This window comes from Nocardiopsis sp. CC223A, assembly GCF_030766825.1.
Classification (GTDB): Bacteria; Actinomycetota; Actinomycetes; order Streptosporangiales; family Streptosporangiaceae; genus Nocardiopsis.
In genome coordinates, this window is record NZ_JASFDV010000051.1 from 13,688 (window position 1) to 30,514 (window position 16,827).

General features: G+C 72.8%; 14 protein-coding genes and 1 riboswitch. Of the genes, 1 reads left to right on the forward strand and 13 read right to left on the reverse strand.

The annotated features are described in order from the left end of the window. Nucleotides 1-240 precede the first annotated feature (240 nt). The gene (locus QJS33_RS19600) at nucleotides 241-1,920 is read right to left on the reverse strand and encodes a cation acetate symporter (RefSeq protein WP_306369510.1); all 1,680 of its coding nucleotides are present in this window, start codon (nucleotides 1,918-1,920) and stop codon (nucleotides 241-243) included. Further along, entirely contained in the window at nucleotides 1,920-2,303 is a 384-nt protein-coding gene (locus tag QJS33_RS19605) for a DUF485 domain-containing protein (RefSeq protein ID WP_306369477.1), read from the reverse strand. Before QJS33_RS19605 ends, QJS33_RS19600 begins: the two co-directional genes overlap by 1 nt. Before the next feature lie 349 nt (nucleotides 2,304-2,652). Beyond that, nucleotides 2,653-2,715: riboswitch (guanidine-III (ykkC-III) riboswitch) on the forward strand. Nucleotides 2,716-2,744: 29 nt separating this feature from the next. On the opposite strand from QJS33_RS19605, the gene QJS33_RS19610 reads away from it, so the two are divergent. Continuing rightward, nucleotides 2,745-3,059, forward strand: coding sequence for a multidrug efflux SMR transporter (locus QJS33_RS19610; RefSeq protein ID WP_306369478.1), 315 nt, complete (start codon nucleotides 2,745-2,747; stop codon nucleotides 3,057-3,059). A 1,898-nt stretch (nucleotides 3,060-4,957) separates the two neighbouring features. Here QJS33_RS19610 and QJS33_RS19615 read toward each other — a convergent pair. The 11 genes from QJS33_RS19615 to QJS33_RS19665 form a co-directional block, all read right to left on the reverse strand. Then, on the reverse strand, nucleotides 4,958-5,761 hold the full coding sequence (locus tag QJS33_RS19615; RefSeq protein WP_306369479.1) for an HAD family hydrolase: 804 nt from the start codon (nucleotides 5,759-5,761) through the stop codon (nucleotides 4,958-4,960). 43 nt (nucleotides 5,762-5,804) lie between these two features. Then, the gene (locus tag QJS33_RS19620) at nucleotides 5,805-6,701 is read right to left on the reverse strand and encodes an STM4011 family radical SAM protein (RefSeq protein WP_306369480.1); all 897 of its coding nucleotides are present in this window, start codon (nucleotides 6,699-6,701) and stop codon (nucleotides 5,805-5,807) included. After that, nucleotides 6,701-8,026: an STM4012 family radical SAM protein gene (locus QJS33_RS19625; RefSeq protein WP_306369511.1), complete on the reverse strand. Its 1,326-nt coding sequence runs from the start codon at nucleotides 8,024-8,026 to the stop codon at nucleotides 6,701-6,703. Before QJS33_RS19625 ends, QJS33_RS19620 begins: the two co-directional genes overlap by 1 nt. A gap of 5 nt (nucleotides 8,027-8,031) precedes the next feature. Beyond that, complete coding sequence (locus QJS33_RS19630) at nucleotides 8,032-8,889, reverse strand: STM4013/SEN3800 family hydrolase (protein ID WP_306369481.1); 858 nt, start codon at nucleotides 8,887-8,889, stop codon at nucleotides 8,032-8,034. Between the two features lie 8 nt (nucleotides 8,890-8,897). Next, nucleotides 8,898-10,019 (reverse strand): STM4014 family protein, encoded by a 1,122-nt coding sequence (locus QJS33_RS19635; RefSeq protein ID WP_306369482.1) that lies wholly within the window; start codon nucleotides 10,017-10,019, stop codon nucleotides 8,898-8,900. Further along, on the reverse strand, nucleotides 10,016-11,011 hold the full coding sequence (locus tag QJS33_RS19640) for an STM4015 family protein (RefSeq protein WP_306369483.1): 996 nt from the start codon (nucleotides 11,009-11,011) through the stop codon (nucleotides 10,016-10,018). The genes QJS33_RS19635 and QJS33_RS19640 overlap by 4 nt, the downstream gene beginning before the upstream one ends. Before the next feature lie 167 nt (nucleotides 11,012-11,178). Continuing rightward, a complete protein-coding gene (locus QJS33_RS19645; protein WP_306369484.1) occupies nucleotides 11,179-12,198 on the reverse strand; it encodes an STM4015 family protein in 1,020 nt (339 codons plus the stop codon). Between the two features lie 115 nt (nucleotides 12,199-12,313). Beyond that, entirely contained in the window at nucleotides 12,314-13,432 is a 1,119-nt protein-coding gene (locus QJS33_RS19650; protein ID WP_306369485.1) for a hypothetical protein, read from the reverse strand. Between the two features lie 164 nt (nucleotides 13,433-13,596). Next, entirely contained in the window at nucleotides 13,597-14,589 is a 993-nt protein-coding gene (locus QJS33_RS19655; RefSeq protein WP_306369486.1) for an STM4015 family protein, read from the reverse strand. Nucleotides 14,590-14,639: 50 nt separating this feature from the next. Further along, complete coding sequence (locus tag QJS33_RS19660) at nucleotides 14,640-15,662, reverse strand: STM4015 family protein (protein WP_306369487.1); 1,023 nt, start codon at nucleotides 15,660-15,662, stop codon at nucleotides 14,640-14,642. A 58-nt stretch (nucleotides 15,663-15,720) separates the two neighbouring features. Further along, on the reverse strand, nucleotides 15,721-16,761 hold the full coding sequence (locus QJS33_RS19665) for an STM4015 family protein (protein WP_306369488.1): 1,041 nt from the start codon (nucleotides 16,759-16,761) through the stop codon (nucleotides 15,721-15,723). Between the last annotated feature and the right edge of the window lie 66 nt (nucleotides 16,762-16,827).

Sequence of the window (16,827 nt, forward strand, 5' to 3'; positions counted from 1 at the left end):
GGCGCGAAGCGGGCCCGTCACCCGCGAGGGGTGACGGGCCCGGTGGGAAGGGGAGCCGGGGCGGTGGCCGGTAATCCGGAGACAGGGTGTACCTCCGGTCGGGAGTGCGGCCACCGATGGCCGCCCCGGATCCTCTGTGGTCCGTGGGACCGGAACCCTCTTGCGAGGGCTCCGGCTCCGGGCGGGGCTTGAAGGGTGGGGCCGGAACCCTTTTACGGGGGTTCCGGCCCTGGGCGGGCTCTAGTGTTCCGAGGCCTTCTCGGCACCCGCGCCGGACAGGGCGCGGACCTGGAGCAGGGCGAACTTCTCGAAGTCCTGCTCCTTGGAGGTGAGCGTGCCGACGACCGCGCACAGGATGCTGATCGGCACCGACACCAGGGCCGGGTTGGGCAGCGGGAACCAGGCGAAGTCGGCGCCCGAGATGAGCGCGGTCTCCGACCCGGAGACGACCGGGGAGAAGAAGACCAGGCCGACGGCGCTGATGAGGCCGCCGTAGATGCCGGCCAGGGCGCCGCGCGTGTTGAAGCGCTTCCAGAACAGGCTGAGCAGGATCGTCGGCAGGTTGGCCGAGGCGGCGATGGCGAACGCCAGCGCCACCAGGAAGGCCACGTTGAGGCCCTGGGCGAAGATCGCGAGCACGATGGCCACCACACCGACGGCGAGGGCGGCGATCTTGGCGACCTTCACCTCTTCGGAGCCGGTCGCCTTCCCCCGGCGGATCACCGAGTTGTAGAAGTCGTGCGCCAGCGAGGAGGAGGAGGCGATGACCAGGCCGGCCACCGTCGACAGGATCGCGGCGAAGGCAGCGGAGGCGATGATCGCCAGCAGCACCGCCCCGGCCATTTCCCCGCCGATGGTCTCGCCGACCGTCTGCGCCAGCTGCGGTGCGGCCGTGTTGCCCGCCGCGTCCTGTGCGCGGATCGCCTCGTGCCCGACCAGGGCGGCCGCGCCGAAGCCCAGCACCAGGGTCATCAGGTAGAAGGTGCCGATGAGGCCGATGCCCCAGTTCACCGACTTGCGGGCGCTCTGGGAGTCCGGGACCGTGTAGAAGCGGATGAGGATGTGCGGCAGCCCCGCCGTGCCCAGCACCAGGGCCAGGCCCAGGCTGATCAGGTCGAGCTTGTTCCACATGGTCTGGATCGCGTCGCCCTCTACCTCGACGCCGTAGCGCAGACCCGGCTCCAGGAAGCCGGACTGGCCGCTGGCCTGCGCGGCGTCGCCCATGAGCGCACCCAGGTTGAAGCCGTACAGGCTCAGGGTGAGCACCGTCAGCAGGGCGGCACCCGACATGAGGATGACGGCCTTGACGATCTGCACCCAGGTGGTGCCCTTCATGCCGCCGAAGGTGACGTAGACGGTCATCAGCAGGCCGACGACCACGATGCCGACGATCTTGGCGGTGGCGGCGTCCATCCCGAGGAAGGTCTGGCCCTCCTGGATGCCCAGCAGCAGGGCGATGAGGGCGCCGGCGCCGACCATCTGGGCCAGCAGGTAGAAGATCGACACCACCAGGGTGGAGACCGAGGCCGCGGTGCGCACCGGGCGCTGCTGCATCCGGAAGGAGAGGACGTCGCCCATGGTGTAGCGGCCGGAGTTGCGCAGCAGCTCGGCGACGAGCAGCAGGGCCACGAGCCAGGCGACGAGGAAGCCGATGGAGTACAGGAAGCCGTCGTAGCCGAACAGGGCGATCATGCCCGCGATACCGAGGAACGACGCGGCGGACATGTAGTCGCTGCCGATGGCCAGGCCGTTCTGGAGCGGGGAGAAGCTCCGGCCGCCGGAGTGGAAGTCGGTGGCGGACTTGGTCTGGCGGCCCGCCCACACCGTGATTCCGAGGGTGGCGGCGACCATGAGGGAGAAGAGGACGACGGTGACGAGACGGGAGCTCTCGTTCGTCGTCGCTTCCTGCGCGAGCTCGATCACGAGGCGTCCTCCCGGTTCTGCTGAAGGGCCTCACGCACGTCGGCGGCGGCGGGGTCCAGGTTGCGCCGGGCGTACAGCGTGTACCAGACGGCGATGCCGAAGGTCGACGCGAACTGGAGCACGCCGAAGACCAGGGCCACGTTCACGTTTCCGAAGAGCACCGTGCCCATGACGTCCCGGCCGAAGGCCGACATCAGGACGTACAGGAGGTACCAGGCGAGGAACGCCGCGCTCGCCGGGAAGATGAAGCGGTACAGGCGCTGCTTGAGCAGCTGGAAGCGCGGGTCGGAGTGCATGGCGACGGCGGCCTCCGCGCTCAGTGCGGAGCCGTCGCCGTTCGGCGGCGGTGAGGGGTCCTTCGGGGACCGCTCGATCGTCATGGCTTGGAACCTCCGGGGGATGGGCGGGACGGTGCGGTGGTGCTGAAGTGCTGAGGAGTAGTGGTGCTGTGGAGTGGTCTGGTGTTGCCATCCGATTTCTCGGATGTGACCTGTATTACTCGGCACTGTAAGCAGCTGCACTGTCCGGCCAGGAGGGGGCGCGTGGACGCACGCGCCGAACGCGGGAGCGGCGCGGCGAGCGGTCGCCGACCGTGCGGTGAGCGGTCGTGGTACGGGACGAACGGTCGGCGAGCGGTCGGCGCGGTGAGGGGGATCTCCGTCGGGGGAGGAACAGCCCGGCCCCGGGGGCGTTGTACCGTTCACATCGACACCGCCCGCGCAGCGCGCGGGCCAGGTTCTTCGGGACCCCGGACGAGGTGCGCCGTACCCGGTCAGGACAAGACGGCGTGGAACATCCGTTCTCGTCGTGGAGGTGTACCGATGGCCTGGCTCGTGCTCGTCCTGTCCGGACTGCTGGAGACCGCGTGGGCGACCGCGTTGAGCGCGTCCAAGGGTTTCACCCGGCTGTGGCCGACCGTGATCTTCGGGGCCACCCTGGTCGGCAGCATGGCGGGGCTGGCCTACGCCCTGCGGAGCATCCCCGTGGGCACAGGGTACGCGGTGTGGGTCGCCATCGGCGCAGTCGGCACCGCATTGGTGGGCATGTTCGTCCTGGGCGAGGGGTTCAGCGTGACCAGGGCGCTGTGCCTGCTGCTCATCGTCGCCGGTGTGGTCGGCCTCAAGCTGGCCCACTGAGCCGGTTGGCGGGGTGGGGCTGCCTCCGCCGCAGGGGGTTGCCCACTCGCCCGGAAACCCCGGCCATAGCCGGAGGGCGAACCGGGGCTTCCGCTGCCGGGGGTTGTCCACTCGCCCGGGGCGCCCGGCCACAGCCGGGAGGAGAACCGGGGCTTCCGCTGCCGGGGGTTGTCCACCCGCCCGGGGCGCCCGGCCACAGCCGGAGGGCGAACCGGGACCTCCGCCCCAGGGGGTTACCCACCCGACCGGAAACCCCGGCCACAGCCGGAAGGAGAACCGGGGCCTCCGCCGCAGGGGGTTGCCCACCCGACCGGAATGCTCAGCCCGAGCCGTGTCACGCCAGTGGGGTGCCCGGCCCCAGGGGGGGTTCGCGACAGAGGTGAAGGTTTCCAAAAGGGCCACCGCTTGGAAACGGACGGGGCGCTACGCGTGGGCCCGGCCCCGGCCGCAGTCGGCGCCCGGCAGAGTGTGGAGGGAATCGTTGGGCGCACGTCCCGGGTGGTGGGGGTGTGATCGCCGGAGCCGGGTGCACGTGGAGCGTGCACACTCGCACCGCTCGGGGCGGGAGGCAATGGTCCGCCTGCAAACGGCGGGATGCTCCACGCTCGTTTGAAAGCCCGACCACAGGTGGGGTGACCCCGGCGGTGCCCGCCCTCCGTCACCACAGGGGGGTGAGGGAGGAAGAACCGCGGCCTCCGCCCCAAGGGGTGAGAGCCGCACGCACCCGCGACCCCGGCCCCGGACCGGAAGGTGGACCGCGACCTGCACCTCAAAGGGGGTCGGGTGAGGTGTCCCCGCGGCCTGCGCCGCAGGGGGTGAAGGCCGCGCGTACCCGTCCCGCCCGGCCGCCGGGGGCGGGGGGCGGGGGGAAGAACCGCCGGCCTCCACCACCCGAAAGGGACACGACCCGTACCCGACTTCCGGCCCTGGCCGCTCGGGGGGCGTCCGAAAAAATGGTCTTCGCCACCGGGGCCGGGGTGAGCGGTCCTTCCTCCGGCCCGGGGCGCAGGCCGCGGGAACACTCCGGTTCACCCCCCCTGCGGCGGAGGCCGCGGTTCTTCCTCCCTCAACCCCCCCTGTGGTGACGGAGGGCGGGCACCGCCGGGGTCACCCCGTCTGTGGTCGGGCTTTCAAGCGAGCGTGGAGCGCTCCTCTGTTTGCAGGCGGACCATTGCCTCCCTTTCCGGGCGGTGCGGGTGTGCACGCTCCACGTGCACCCGGCTCCGGCGATCACACCCCCACCACCCGGGACGTGCGCCCAACGATGCTCTCCACACTCTGCCGGGCGCCGACTGCGGCCGGGGCCGGGCCCACGCGTAGCGCCCCGTCCGTTTCCAAGCGGCTGAGCTTTTGGAAACCTTCACCTCTGTCGCGAACCCCCCCTGGGGCCGGGCACCCCACTGGCGTGACACGGCTCGGGCTGAGGCACCGGTCGGGTGGGCAACCCCCTGCGGCGGAGGCCCCGGTTCTCCTTCCGGCTGTGGCCGGGGTTTCCGGTCGGGTGGGTAACTCCCTGGGGCGGAGGCCCCGGTTCTCCTCCCGGCTGTGGCCGGGGTTTCCGGTCGGGTGGGTAACTCCCTGGGGCGGAGGCCCCGGTTCTCCTTCCGGCTGTGGCCGGGGTTTCCGGTCGGGTGGGTAACCCCCTGGGGCGGAGGTCCCGGTTCTCCTTCCGGCTGTGGCCGGGGTTTCCGGTCGGGTGGGTAACCCCCTGGGGAGGAGGTCCTGGTTCTCCTCCCGGCTGTGGCCGGGCGCCCCGGGCGGGTGAACACCCCCCGGGGCCAGGGTCCCGGTTCTCCTCCCGGCTGTGGCCGGGCGTCCCGGGCGGGTGGGTAACCCCCCTGGGGCGGAGGCCCCGGTTCGCCTTCTGGTTGTGATCGGGAACTCGGGCCGGGTGGGGTTCAGGCGAGCAGTTCCTCCACGATCCGGCCGACGCCGTCCTCGTGGGCGGGCGGCGCCGTGCGCAGGCCCAGCGCCGGGTCCAGCAGGGCCGGGTGCCCGCTCGCCATCGCGTACCCGGCACCCGCCCAGGACAGCGCGGGCAGGTCGTTGGGCATGTCCCCGAAGGCCACGACCTCCTCCGCGGATACGCCCCAGCGTTCGCACACCATCGCCAGGGTGCTGCCCTTGTCCACACCCGAGGCGCTCATCTCCAGCAGTCCGTAGCCGCCCGAGTAGGTGACCTCCACCATGGTGCCCACGGCCTGCGCGGCGGTCTCGTGCAGGAGGTGCACCGGGACCCCCTGGGACCGCACCAGCAGTTTGGTGATGGGCCGGGCCCGTTCCAGCAGGGTGTCGGTGGATCCGACCACCTCGCGCACCCAGTCGCGCGGCACCCAGGGCTCCAGGTCGTAGTCGGCGTCGTGGTAGAAGTCCGTTCCCGTCTCCACACCGAAACCCACCCCGGGCAGGGCACCGCGCAGCTCGCCGATGACCGTTCCGGCGGTGGCGGTGTCCAGCGCCCGGATGAAGGGGTCGGCCCCGGGCAGCTGGGCCACCGCGCCGTTGCCGCACAGCACCGCCGAGCAGGTGAACAGGGAGGCGATGTGGTGGGTGGTGCGCGGCGGGCGCGCGGTGGACAGGACCAGCTTCACGCCGGCGGCCACGGCCGCGGTCAGGGCCCGGCGGTTGCGTTCGGAGACACGGCCGTCGAGACCGAGGAGGGTGCCGTCGAGATCGGTCGCGATGACCCGGGGAAAGACCATGTATCGGATTATGTCGGCCTTCGGTGGCGCTCCGAAAGCGGATTCACGTCCGGACGGTGAGCGTCAGGTGCGGCCGCACCGCCGGGATGCGCTCCACCACGCCGCCGCGGAACACGTCGTAGAGGTCGAGCGACTCCAGGTGCACGTACCCGATGTGGCAGTCGCAACTGGTGAGCGGGCAGCCGCTGCGGCCCAGCCGCTCCCGGAACGACCCGTCGTAGAGGTTGCCCATCGGGGTGTCCACGAAGTGGCAGCGCCGCACGTTCCCGTCGCCGTCCACGGACAGCACGCTGTCACCCGTCCGGCAGGGCAGGCCCCGGCTGGCGTGCGGATGGCGGCTGTAGTGGAAGTGCGGGTCGAGCGCCTGCCAGTCGGCGGCCTCGGCGTCGGTGTAGGTCCGCCCCTCGGCGGCGTTCACCCACAGGTACACGTCCTCGGGCAGGTCGGCGCGCATGCGCCGAGCCGCTGTGAGGTGCTCGGGCTCGCCTACGACGCCCACACTGAACCGCACCCCCAGCTCCACCAGGCGCCGGGCCTTGGCCGCGAAGCGTTCGTGGGAGACCTGGCCCGGGTGGTAGGTGGTCCACAAGGCCACCGAGGAGAGGTCGCAGTCGGCCAGCCATTCGAGCCGACCGCTCAGGTTGGTCTGGATGGCCACCCGTTCCACGTGCTCCAGGGCGCTCAGCCGGACCAGCGCCCGGCGGTACCAGGACCGCACCAGCCCCTCGCCCCACGGGGTGAACAGCACCGAGACCCGGGTGTCGGTGCGGTCCACCCAGTCCTCGAACCGCTCCAGGGCGGCCCGGTCGGCGCGCAGCGTCTCCGGGGTGTCGCGGCGCTTGGCGAACGGGCAGTACGGGCAGTCGTAGTCGCAGCTGGCGAGCGGCCCCCGGTACAGCAGGGTCAGGTGCGGCGGCAGCGGCCGCGCGGGCGCCGCCATCAGCGGGCCTCGTACTCGGCCATGAGCGCGTTCACCCGGTCGGAGAAGAACAGCGGCCCGACGGCGTCGGAGTGCGCGAGGCCCTCCTCGGTGAGCACCGTGTCCTCGGCGAGCCAGCCGCGCCGGTCCAGGGCGGCGAACAGGTCCGGGAAGTCCTCCCGCGGGTGGGAGCCGAACCGGGAGGCGTAGTCGGCGGCGTCCATGCCCTCGGCGCGCAGCAGGGACTGGAGCAGGTGGCGGCGGCGCCGCTCGTCGTCGTCCAGCAGGAAGCCCACCTCGGCGTGGGCGAAGTCGGCGGCGTCGCGGTCGATGTAGTCGGCGATGATCGACCGCACCCGTCCCACCCCCACGGCGTAGTCGAAGGAGTAGTGCGCGGTGGTGGTGTAGGAACGGGCGCCGCAGCCCAGGCCCACCATGCCGTCGGTCTGGCAGCAGTATTCGGGGCCCTGGGCCTCGGGGGCGTCGGCGCGTCTGAACATGCGCATCGATACCTGTTCGTAGCCGCGTTCGCGCAGGTGGTCGCGGCCCTGCCGGTACAGGCCCAGCCGGTGGTCGTCCCAGGAGCGGCCGCGGCGGCCCAGCCCGGTGAGCGGGCGCACGTACAGCGGGTACAGGTAGACCTCCTCCGGTGCGTGCTCCAGTGCCGTGTCCAGGGAGTAGGCCCAGGTGCGCTCGTCCTGGCGGTCGATCCCGTAGATGAGGTCCACGTTGAGGTCGGCGGTGGTGTGCGCGCGGATCAGCTCCAGCGCCCGGTCGACCTCGGCGCGCTTCTGCGGCCGTCCGGCGGCGTGCGCCTCGGAGTCGATGAAGCTCTGCACGCCCATGCTGATCCGGGTGACCCCGCGTTCCCGGAGCACCGCGAGGCGGTCGGCGGTGGCGGTGGCGGGGGAGGTCTCCACCGACATCGGGACGGCCGTGAGGTCCACCCCGAAGGCCGACTCCAGCACGTCGTACACCCGGGCCAGCTCGTCGGCCTCCAGGTAGGTGGGGGTGCCCCCGCCCAGGGCGGCGCGGGCGAACCCGGTGCCGTCGGGCAGGGTGGCGGCCACCGTCCGGGCCTGGCGCTCGAACGCGTCGAGGTAGGCGGCGACCTGCTCGGCGGGCGGGGTGGAGCGGGTGAACAGGTTGCAGAACCCGCAGCGCATCTCGCAGAACGGGATGTGCAGGTACAGAGAGAGCGCCCGCACGTCCTCGTCCCGCCACAGGTCGGCCAGCAGGGGGCGCTCGGCGAACGGGCGGTAGGCGCTCTTGTGCGGGTAGGCGTACACGTAGGAGCGGTACGGGGAGTCGGCGGCCACGGGTTCGGTGGCCGGGACCAGGGGCAGGGCCGTCACGCGGTCGCCTCCTCGGGTTCGGTGGTGGGTGCGGTGTATCCGCGCGGCAGGAAGAAGTGGGCGTAGGGCACCGTCCACACGACCTCGTGGCCGATCCGGTGCCCGACGTGGCCGTCCTCGCCGTAGGCGGTGCCGTGGTCGGAGCACACGATCGCGAAGCAGGGCCGGTGCGCGGCCATCGCCTCCAGCAGCGGCGGCAGGTGCCGGTCGACGTACTCCAGGGCGGCGGCGTGGCTCTCCCGGGTGTCCCCGGACTCCCGGGTCGCCCCGGGCAGGTGGAACCAGTTGGGCTGGTGCAGGGCGGCCGCGTTGAGCAGCAGGAACAGCGGCTGCTCGGTGGAGCGGGCGATCTCGACGGCCCGCGCCGCCTGGTTCTCGAAGGAGTGCGGGTCGGCGACGCCGAACGACTCCTCCCAGTGGCTCTCCTGGAACATGTCCGGGATGACCGAGCCCACCGCCGACCTGCGGTTGAAGAACCCGGTGCCGCCCACACAGGCCGTGCGGTACCCGGCGGCCGCCAGCCCGGAGGCCAGGTCGGGGGTGTCGAACGTCCACGTGCGCGGGGCGGTGGACACGCTCCCGGGGAACGCGGCGGCGAACAGCCGCGGGTGGGGTCCCGGCGCGGCGGGAGTCGGCAGGAACCCGGCGAGCATCGCCAGGTGCGAGGCGTAGGTGAAGCTGCCCGGGGCGTGCCGCTCCTCCCAGCGCCCGCCCGGCAGCAGCCGGGCCAGGTTGGGGGTGCGCCCGGCCGCGGCCAGCTCGGCGGCGACGTCGTAGCGCAGGGTGTCCAGGGTGAGCAGCAGGATGTCGTGCGTGCCCACCACGGTGTTCATGTCGGGAAGGGTGGTGTCCATGGTGTCCTTCAGGATGCCCGGCCGACCGGAGCGGACGGGACGGGGTGGCGGCCGGTGTCCAGGGCGTGCAGCTGTTCGGCGTAGGTGTCGCGGCCCTCGTGCAGCACCCCGGGGATGAGGTCGCCGAACGCGTTGACCTCGCACACCGCGAACGACCGCCAGCCGGGGGCGGCCATCAGGTCCACCCCGGCGTGCAGGGTGTCGAAGCACCCGGCGGCGGCCTCGGCCACGGCCATCGCCGCGTCCCAGGCGGCCGGGCCGACCTCGGCCTTCAGCGCCTCCAGGTCGCCGCGGGCGTTGCCCAGGTGCAGGTTGGTCATGGGCGAGGCGGAGGAGCGCACCACCACGTGGTGCGCCTTCCCGGCGGTGACCACGACCCGCAGGTCGATGGTCTTCCCGGCGAACCCGGCCTTGGGCACCCAGCGCTCCACGTGCAGGCCGTCCGGGGCCAGGGCGTCCACCACGGCGGCGACGTCCTCCTCCCGGGTGTAGGTGCACGGTTTCAGGCTGTTGAACAGGGCGGGACGGCCGTCCCCGCCCCGGGTCAGGTGCGCGGAGGTGACGGCGCGGATGCGGCCCCCCGGGGCGGTGGCCAGGGCGATCACCCCGGAGGCCGAGGAGCCGTGCGCGGGCTTGACGAACACCCGGTACCAGCGGTGCCGCTCCATGGCGGCGCGCAGCTCCCGGTAGCCCCGGACCGGGGTCTTCGGGGCGGGCGGCACCGGGACCCCGGCGGCCTCCAGACGGGCGTGGCAGCGGCGCTTGTCGCACATGACGACCAGGTCGTCCACGTCCTGGAGCAGGTACGCGCCGGGGGCCGCGGCGACCGCGTCGGCGAGGCGGGCCAGGGCGGCGCGGAACCCGGCGTGGTGGTCGCCGGTGCCCTCGGCCCGGTAGAGGTCGGGGTCGCGGTCCCAGCCGCGCAGCAGGCGTTCGGTGGGGACGTCGCCGCCGGGGGAGTCCACCCGGACCAGGGCGCCGGCCGGGACCTCCACGGGCCCCGACGCCAGGTCGTGCCAGGGCAGGACGGTGGGCTCGGGCCACCCGGAGGCCGCGGCGGCGGCCCGGAACAGCTCCAGGCGCCGGTTCCCGGGGACGCCGACCACCACGAGGGGCCGGGCCCGGATCATTCGGCCACCGCCGTGTAGTAGTAGAACTCGGTCGGGTCGTCGTGGTCGTCCACCTCGGGCTCCTGGGGCGCGGACAGGTCGACGTCCACCCGGGGGAGGGCGGCGCGGATGCCCGCCTGCACCTCCTCGGAGAGGAAGTGGTGGTGCAGGTCGAGCCGCTCCAGGTGCGCGAACGCGGAGGCGTGCCGGATGACGGCGCGCCCGCCCCGGTCCGTCAGGTCGCCCAGCGACAGGTCCAGGGAACCCGCCCCGGCGACGACCGGGGCCTCCGCCAGCACCGGGATCCATGCGTCCAGGCCTTGGGAGTTGCGCAGGCCCAGGTGCTCCAGATCGGGGAACGCCTCCCCGGTGAGCAGGGGTTCCAGGGCCTTCGGAGTCACCCCGCCGTACTCCGTGGAGCCCGTCCACAGCTCCAGCCGCCGCAGCGCGGGCAGGCCGGAGGCGCACACCTCTTCGGCGACCTCCGCCGTCAGCCCCGCGCTCTGCACGGTCAGCTCCGCCAACCTCGTGTGCTCGCGGATGCACAGTCCGCCGGTGGTGCTCCCACCGCGCACCGTCAGTTGCCGCAGCTCCGGGAGCGCGGCCACCAGCGGCCCCAGGTCCTCCCAGACGATCCAGGACATCTCGTTCTCGCTCCGGAGGATGTCCCCGAAGAACAGGGACCGCAGCCCCGACCACCGGTGTGCGGCCTCGGCCAGGGTGAACACCAGGTCCTCGACCGGCCAGTCGAGGCCCCCGTCCTCGCCGGGGAAGTTCCCGACGACCAGCGCGGACACCGCGGCCGGGTCCACCTCCGAGCAGAACCGCCCGACATAGGAGACGACGCCCTCCCAGGGCAGGCCCCGGTCGACGTTCGCGCGCAGTCTCCAGGCCACCGCGCCCGGAGCGGGCAGGCGGTCCGGGGGCTCCAGTTCGGCGCGGGGGAACTCCACGACGGGCAGGCCGCCGAACCCGGTCAGCAGTGCTTCGTTCGGCGGTAGGGGATCGCACATGGGGGTGCGCACTCCTTCCTATTCGAGGACGGCCGTGTACCGCTGGGGGGTGCCCCCCACCGCGCGGGCTCGCGCCGACCGGACAGGTCCGGCGTCGAACGCGGGTCCGCGAACTCCACGACGGGCGGGCCGCCGAACCCGGTGACCCGGTTCAGGTGCGACCCCGGTCACTCCGTCACCGCCGGGTAGCGCCACTCCCCGTCCTGCTTCTGCCGGTCGCCGACGCCGATCTCCACGCCCGCCTCGGCGAAGGCGCCGCGGACCCGGTCCTCCATCTCCTCGGACATGAAGTGGTGGTGCAGGTCGAGGCGGCGCAGCCCGCGGAAACCGGGGGCGTCGAGAAGGACCTGCGCCCCTTCGTCGGTGAGGGTGCCCATCGACAGGTCCAGGGTGCGGATCCGCCGCACCACGGGGGCGTCGGCCAGGGCGCGCACCCACAGGTCGGTGTCCTCGGCGTTGCGCAGGCCCAGCCGGTTCAGCTTCGGGAACGCCTCGCCCGACAGGGTGCGGGCCAGGTCGGCCGGGGCGGTGTCGCCGCGGTAGTCGTCGACGCCCAGCCACAGCTCCAGCTCCTCCAGCGCGGGCAACTCGGCGGCGTCGATGCCCCGGGCGATCCCGGCGGGCAGACCGCCGCTCTCCACGGTGAGGGAGCGCAGCGCGTCGTGCCGCCCGATGTCCAGGCCCAGCCGGCTCTTCTCGTGCATGTAGGGGTCGCCGGTGCCGCGCACCGCGAACTCGGTGAGCCCCGGCAGGGCGGCCAGCACCGGGGCCAGGTCGGGCTGGTGGATCCAGGAGATCTCCTGTTCCTCGGCGATGATGTCCCCGATGAACAGGGACTTCAGGCCGGTGAACGCCGCGGCGTGCTCCACGAGGGCGTCGCGGGCCGGCGTGCCGGGCTCCTGTGCCTCCGAGGAGTCCGCGGGGCCGATCACCATGGCCCGGACCTCGGTGGTCTCCGCCGCCTCCACGAAGGAGGCGAAGTACTCCCGGAAGTCCTCCTCCGGCTCGTAGCTGTCGACCCCCAGCCGCCAGGCGTAGTCGCGCACGGTGCGCAGCGCGGCGAGCTGCGCCAGGGCGTCGGGGGCCGGACGGCGGTCGTACCGCTCCGTCGGCGAGGCCATCCCCGCGGGGGATACGTACTCGAACACCGGCAGTCCGCCGAATTCGCTGAGGTGGTCGCCGATCATGGATGCTCTCCTGGTGCGGGTGGGGCGGACGGGTCATGTCTAGCACTCCGTGGGGACGGACCGGTGCTCGGCCGTTCGGAGGCGGCCGAGCAGAGCAGCCATGGCGCCCCGTCCGTCATTCGGCCGTCGCACCGGTCGGCTCCGTCCGCGCACCGCCCCGGCCGCAGTCACGGCACTGTCCGCGTCTGCGCAGGTGGTAGCCGAGCGTGGCCACCGCCAGGGCCGCACCCCACAGCGGGAACAGGAACTCCGGAGCCGACGCGCCCCAGTCGGAGGGGTCGGCGATCAACTGCGGCAGGAAGATCCGGATGTACATCAGCCCGGCGTTGACGAACAGGACCGACACCAGCGCCGCCGGGATCACGGCGAGCCGGATCGGCACCCGCCTGCCCGCGAGCCCGATCATCCAGCGGGGGAAGACCTCTCCCCAGGGGCGGATCAACCCGAAGGTCAGCGCCGCACCGCCCAATCCCATCGTCGCGAGCATCGCGGCGGCCGCCCGGACGTACAGGGGCATCGTCGAGGTCAGCTCATCCGAGACACCGAGCGAAAGGCCCAGGGCCCACGCCCACCGCGTCAGGCAGTAGGCCACCGGCATGACCACCGAGACGTACACCGCGGTTCGACCCCAACGGGCGGCCGAGGCCCGCGAGGTCCACCCGCGCTCGTCCTCCGTGCGCCCGCAGGACCGGCAGGCCCCGGCCGAACGCCGCCACTGTCCGAGCGCGGCCAGCGCCCAGGCGAACCCGCCCGACATGCACCACAGCTGGTTGAGCACCGGCCAGGAGAACACCTCCACCACCGAGGAGCCCGGGACCATCCCCAGCAGCCACCCCGCCGACAGCACGGGGGCGTAGGCCAACCCCATCAGCACCCGGTAGTCGGGCACGAACACCAGCAGCAGGGCCGCCGCCGCCCAGCCCGCCACGGCCAGGGCCCGACCCCCCGCGGCCGAGCGCACCGGAAGGGCCATGGCGGCCGCGACGAGGACCCCCGCACCCGAGGCCGCCGCGATGACCGGCCCTCCCACGGCGGCTGTGGCGGACCCGAACCAGGACAGGATCGGCTCCGGATCGCCCTCACCGAAGGGGAATCCGTCGCCGCCCAGACTCCAGTACAGGCCCAGCAGCGCGTACACCAGCGACCATGCCGCGGCTGCTGCGGTGGCCCCGAGACCGGGCCACCGCGCTGCCTTGCCGGTGTTCTCTGCTCCGACGGACGAATGTGGGCACATGGGGCGGCCTCCTTGGTTTCGGATCTCCTGATCCGGACGCGAAACCAGTCTCGGCACCCGACGGTGGGCGCACCTCCCCCGTGGGGTGGACGCCTCTCCCCCGCACGGGGGACACGTGCGGGGGACACGTGCGCGGGAGGGCCGGTACGGGGCGGAGGGTGGGGCTACTCGCCGACAGCCGGGTAGGGGTAGCCGCGGCGGGCGTCCACGCGCCCGGACACGTCGATGTCGACTCCGGCGGCGCAGAACGCCTCGCGCACCCGGCCTGTCATCTCCTTGGTCATGAAGTGGTGCTCCAGGTTCAGGCGCTTCAGTCCCCGGAAGCCGGGGGTGTCCAACAGGACCTGCGCCCCCTCGTCGGTGAGGGTGCCCAGGGACAGGTCCAGGACCTCCAACCGGTCCAGGACCGGGGAGTCGGCGAGCGCCCGCACCCAGGGGTCGGTGTACTCGGCGTTGCGCAGGCCCAGGGAGCGGACCCCGGTGTGGACCCGGCCGTCGAGCAGCGGGGAGAGGTCCTCCGGGGCGGCGCCGCCCCCGTAGTTCTCCATGCCCAGCCACAGCTCCAGGTGTTCCAGGGCCGGGTAGCGGGAGGCCATCACCTGGCGGGCCGGCTCCGCCGGGAGCCCGCCGCCCTGGAGGGTCAGCGAGCGCAGGGAGAGGTGCTCCGCCACCGGCAGGGAGAGTTCGCCGGTCCCGCGGATGTCCAACCGCTCCAGGCTCGGGACGGCGTCCAGGATGCCGGACAGGTCGCCGTGCGCCAGCCAGGAGACCTCGTACTCCTCGGAGGTGAGGTCGGCGTAGAACAGGGAGCGCAGAGCGGTCCAGCGGGGCGCGCAGGCCAGCACGGCGTCCCGGACCGGCTCCGGTTCGGCGACGTCCATGGTGTCGCTCAGGTTGCCGATGACCAGGGCCGTCACGGCCGTCGGGTCCACGTCGGAGCAGAACCGCTCGTAGTACCGGAGCACGAAGTCGCCCTCCGCGGGCTCTCGGCCGTCGGTGTCGGCCAGCCGCCAGGCGTACGCGCCCGGGTCCCGCGCGGCCGTGAGCATCGCCAACGGGTCCGCCGCCCCGCCGTCCCCGGCGGCCATGGCCTCCCGGGAACGGTACTCCAGTACGGGGAGCCCGGCGTACTCGGTCAAGTGGTTCGTGAACGTCAAGGTCGACGCCTTTCAGGGGAGCGGGAATGAGGAGGGGCAGGAGGGGGCCGTCACTCGGTGACGGACGGGTAGAGGTCGTCCTCGCTCACCTTGAGGCGTTCGGACACGTCGACGTCGACCCCGGCGGTGCCGAACGCCTCGCGGACCCGGTCCTCCATCTCCTCGGACATGAAGTGGTGGTGCAGGTCGAGGCGGCGCAGCCCGCGGAAACCGGGGGTGTCGAGAAGGACCTGCGCGCCCCCGTCGGTGAGGGTGCCCTCCGAGAGGTCCAGTTCCTCCAGCCGGTCCAGGGCGGGGGACCCGGCCACCGCCTCCACCCACAGGTCCGTGTGTTCGGCGTTGCGCAGCCCCAGGGAACGCACCCCGGTGTGGACCTCGCCGTTGAGCAGCGGTGCGAGGTCCGCGGGCGTGGTGGTGCCGCCGTAGTTCCCGATCCCCAGCCACAGGTCGAGGTGTTCCAGGGCCGGGTAGCGGGAGGCCATCACCTGGCGAGCCAGCTCCGCCGGGAGGCCGCCGCCCTGGAGGCTGAGGGAGCGCAGGGAGCGGTGCTCCGCCACCGGCAGGGAGAGTTCGCCGGTCCCGCGGACGGTCAGGCGCTCCAACCGCGGGAAGGCCGCCGGGACGGCGGACAGGTCGCCGTGGGTGAACCAGGAGGCCTCGTACTCGCGGAAGGTGAGGTCGGCGTAGAACAGGGAGCGCAGGCCGGTCCAGCGGGGCGCGCAGGCCAGCAGGGCGTCCCGGATCGGCTCGGGCTCACCCAGGTCCATGGTCTCCTCGTAGTTGCCGACCACCAGGGCCGACACCGTCTCCGGAGGGACCTCGGAGCAGAACCGCTCGTAGTACCGGAGCACGAAGTCGCCCTCCCGGGGCTCCCAGCCCTCGGAGTCGCGCAGCCGCCAGGCGTACGCCTCCGGGGTGCGCAGGGCGGCGAGCAGGGACAGCGGGTCCGTCGTCTCGCGGTGCCCCCGGGGGTGCTTCTCGGTCCAGGTGCGCTGCGCGGCCATTCCCTCGGGGGAGCGGTACTCGAACACCGGCAGTCCGCCGAGCTCGGTCGTGTGGGTGTCGAACGTCAAGGTCGGTCCCTCTCAGGGGCGTCGGTCCGGCACGGGGCCGCGTGCCGGGTGGTCGGGATCACTCGGTGACGGACGGGTAGTAGCGGTCCCGCCACTGCTCCTCCGCCCATTCCGCGGCCTCCTCCTCGTCCTCCCACTCCTCGTCCTCCCCCGCCTCGCCGCGGGGTTCCAGACGTCCGGACACGTCGATCCGGACTCCTGCGGCGGTGAAGGAGTCGGCGACGCGGGCCTGCGTCTCCTCGGACATGTAGTGGTGATGCAGGTCCAGGCTCTCCAGTTCCCGGAAGCCGGGGGTGTCCAGCAGGATCTGCGCGCCCTCGTCGGTGAGGGTGCCCTCGGAGAAGTCCAGCTCCTCCAGGCGTCCCAGGACCGGGGCGTCGGCCACGGCCCGGACCCAGTGGTCGGTCCGCAGCGCGTTGCGCAGCCCCAATGACCGGATCCCGGTGTGGACCTCGCCGTTGAGCAGTGGTGCGAGGTCCGCGGGCGTGGTGGTGCCGCCGTAGTTCGGCACGCCGATCCACAGCTCCAGGTGCTCCAGGGCCGGGTAGCGGGAGGCCAGCACCTGGCGGACGAGCTTTGCCGGGAGGCCGCCGCCCTGGAGGGTGAGGGAGCGCAGTGCCGGATGCCCGTCCACGTTCAGTCCCAACCCGCCGGTGCCGCGCACGGCGAACCGCTCCAGGCCGGGCAGGGCCGCCAGGACCGGACCGAGGTCGCCGTGGTTCATCCAGGACACCTCGCTGTCCTCGTAGGTGAGGTCGGCGAAGAACAGGGAGCGCAGCCCGGTGAGCCGGGGCGCGTGCGCCACCAGGGCGTCGCGGACCGGCGCGGAGCGGCTCACGTTGATCGTCTCCCAGATACTGCCGACGACCAGGGCCGTCACCGCCGGCGCCGCCGCCTCGGCGGCGAACCGGCCGAAGTACCCGTCGACGCCGCCCCGGTCCTCGGACGTCTCGGAGCCGTCGTCGTCGCCGAGCCGCCAGGCGAAGGACTGCGGGGTGCGCAGGGCGGCGAGCACCGCCAGCGGGTCGTCGGCCGTGTCCTGCGTGTGGTACTCGAACACGGGCAGCCCCGCGTACTCGGTCAGGTGGGTGGTGAACATGGGGGGTCCTCGCAGGCCGCGGCTCGGTGGGGAGAACCCAGGAATAGCAGAACCGGGTGACGAACG

Coding starts and splice junctions, on each gene's coding strand:
- QJS33_RS19605 (WP_306369477.1), bottom strand. CDS start 2,303: ATGACGATCGAGCGGTCCCCGAAGGACCCCTCACCGCCGCCGAACGGC.
- QJS33_RS19610 (WP_306369478.1), top strand. CDS start 2,745: ATGGCCTGGCTCGTGCTCGTCCTGTCCGGACTGCTGGAGACCGCGTGG.
- QJS33_RS19615 (WP_306369479.1), bottom strand. CDS start 5,761: ATGGTCTTTCCCCGGGTCATCGCGACCGATCTCGACGGCACCCTCCTC.
- QJS33_RS19620 (WP_306369480.1), bottom strand. CDS start 6,701: ATGGCGGCGCCCGCGCGGCCGCTGCCGCCGCACCTGACCCTGCTGTAC.
- QJS33_RS19630 (WP_306369481.1), bottom strand. CDS start 8,889: ATGGACACCACCCTTCCCGACATGAACACCGTGGTGGGCACGCACGAC.
- QJS33_RS19635 (WP_306369482.1), bottom strand. CDS start 10,019: ATGATCCGGGCCCGGCCCCTCGTGGTGGTCGGCGTCCCCGGGAACCGG.
- QJS33_RS19640 (WP_306369483.1), bottom strand. CDS start 11,011: ATGTGCGATCCCCTACCGCCGAACGAAGCACTGCTGACCGGGTTCGGC.
- QJS33_RS19645 (WP_306369484.1), bottom strand. CDS start 12,198: ATGATCGGCGACCACCTCAGCGAATTCGGCGGACTGCCGGTGTTCGAG.
- QJS33_RS19650 (WP_306369485.1), bottom strand. CDS start 13,432: ATGTGCCCACATTCGTCCGTCGGAGCAGAGAACACCGGCAAGGCAGCG.
- QJS33_RS19665 (WP_306369488.1), bottom strand. CDS start 16,761: ATGTTCACCACCCACCTGACCGAGTACGCGGGGCTGCCCGTGTTCGAG.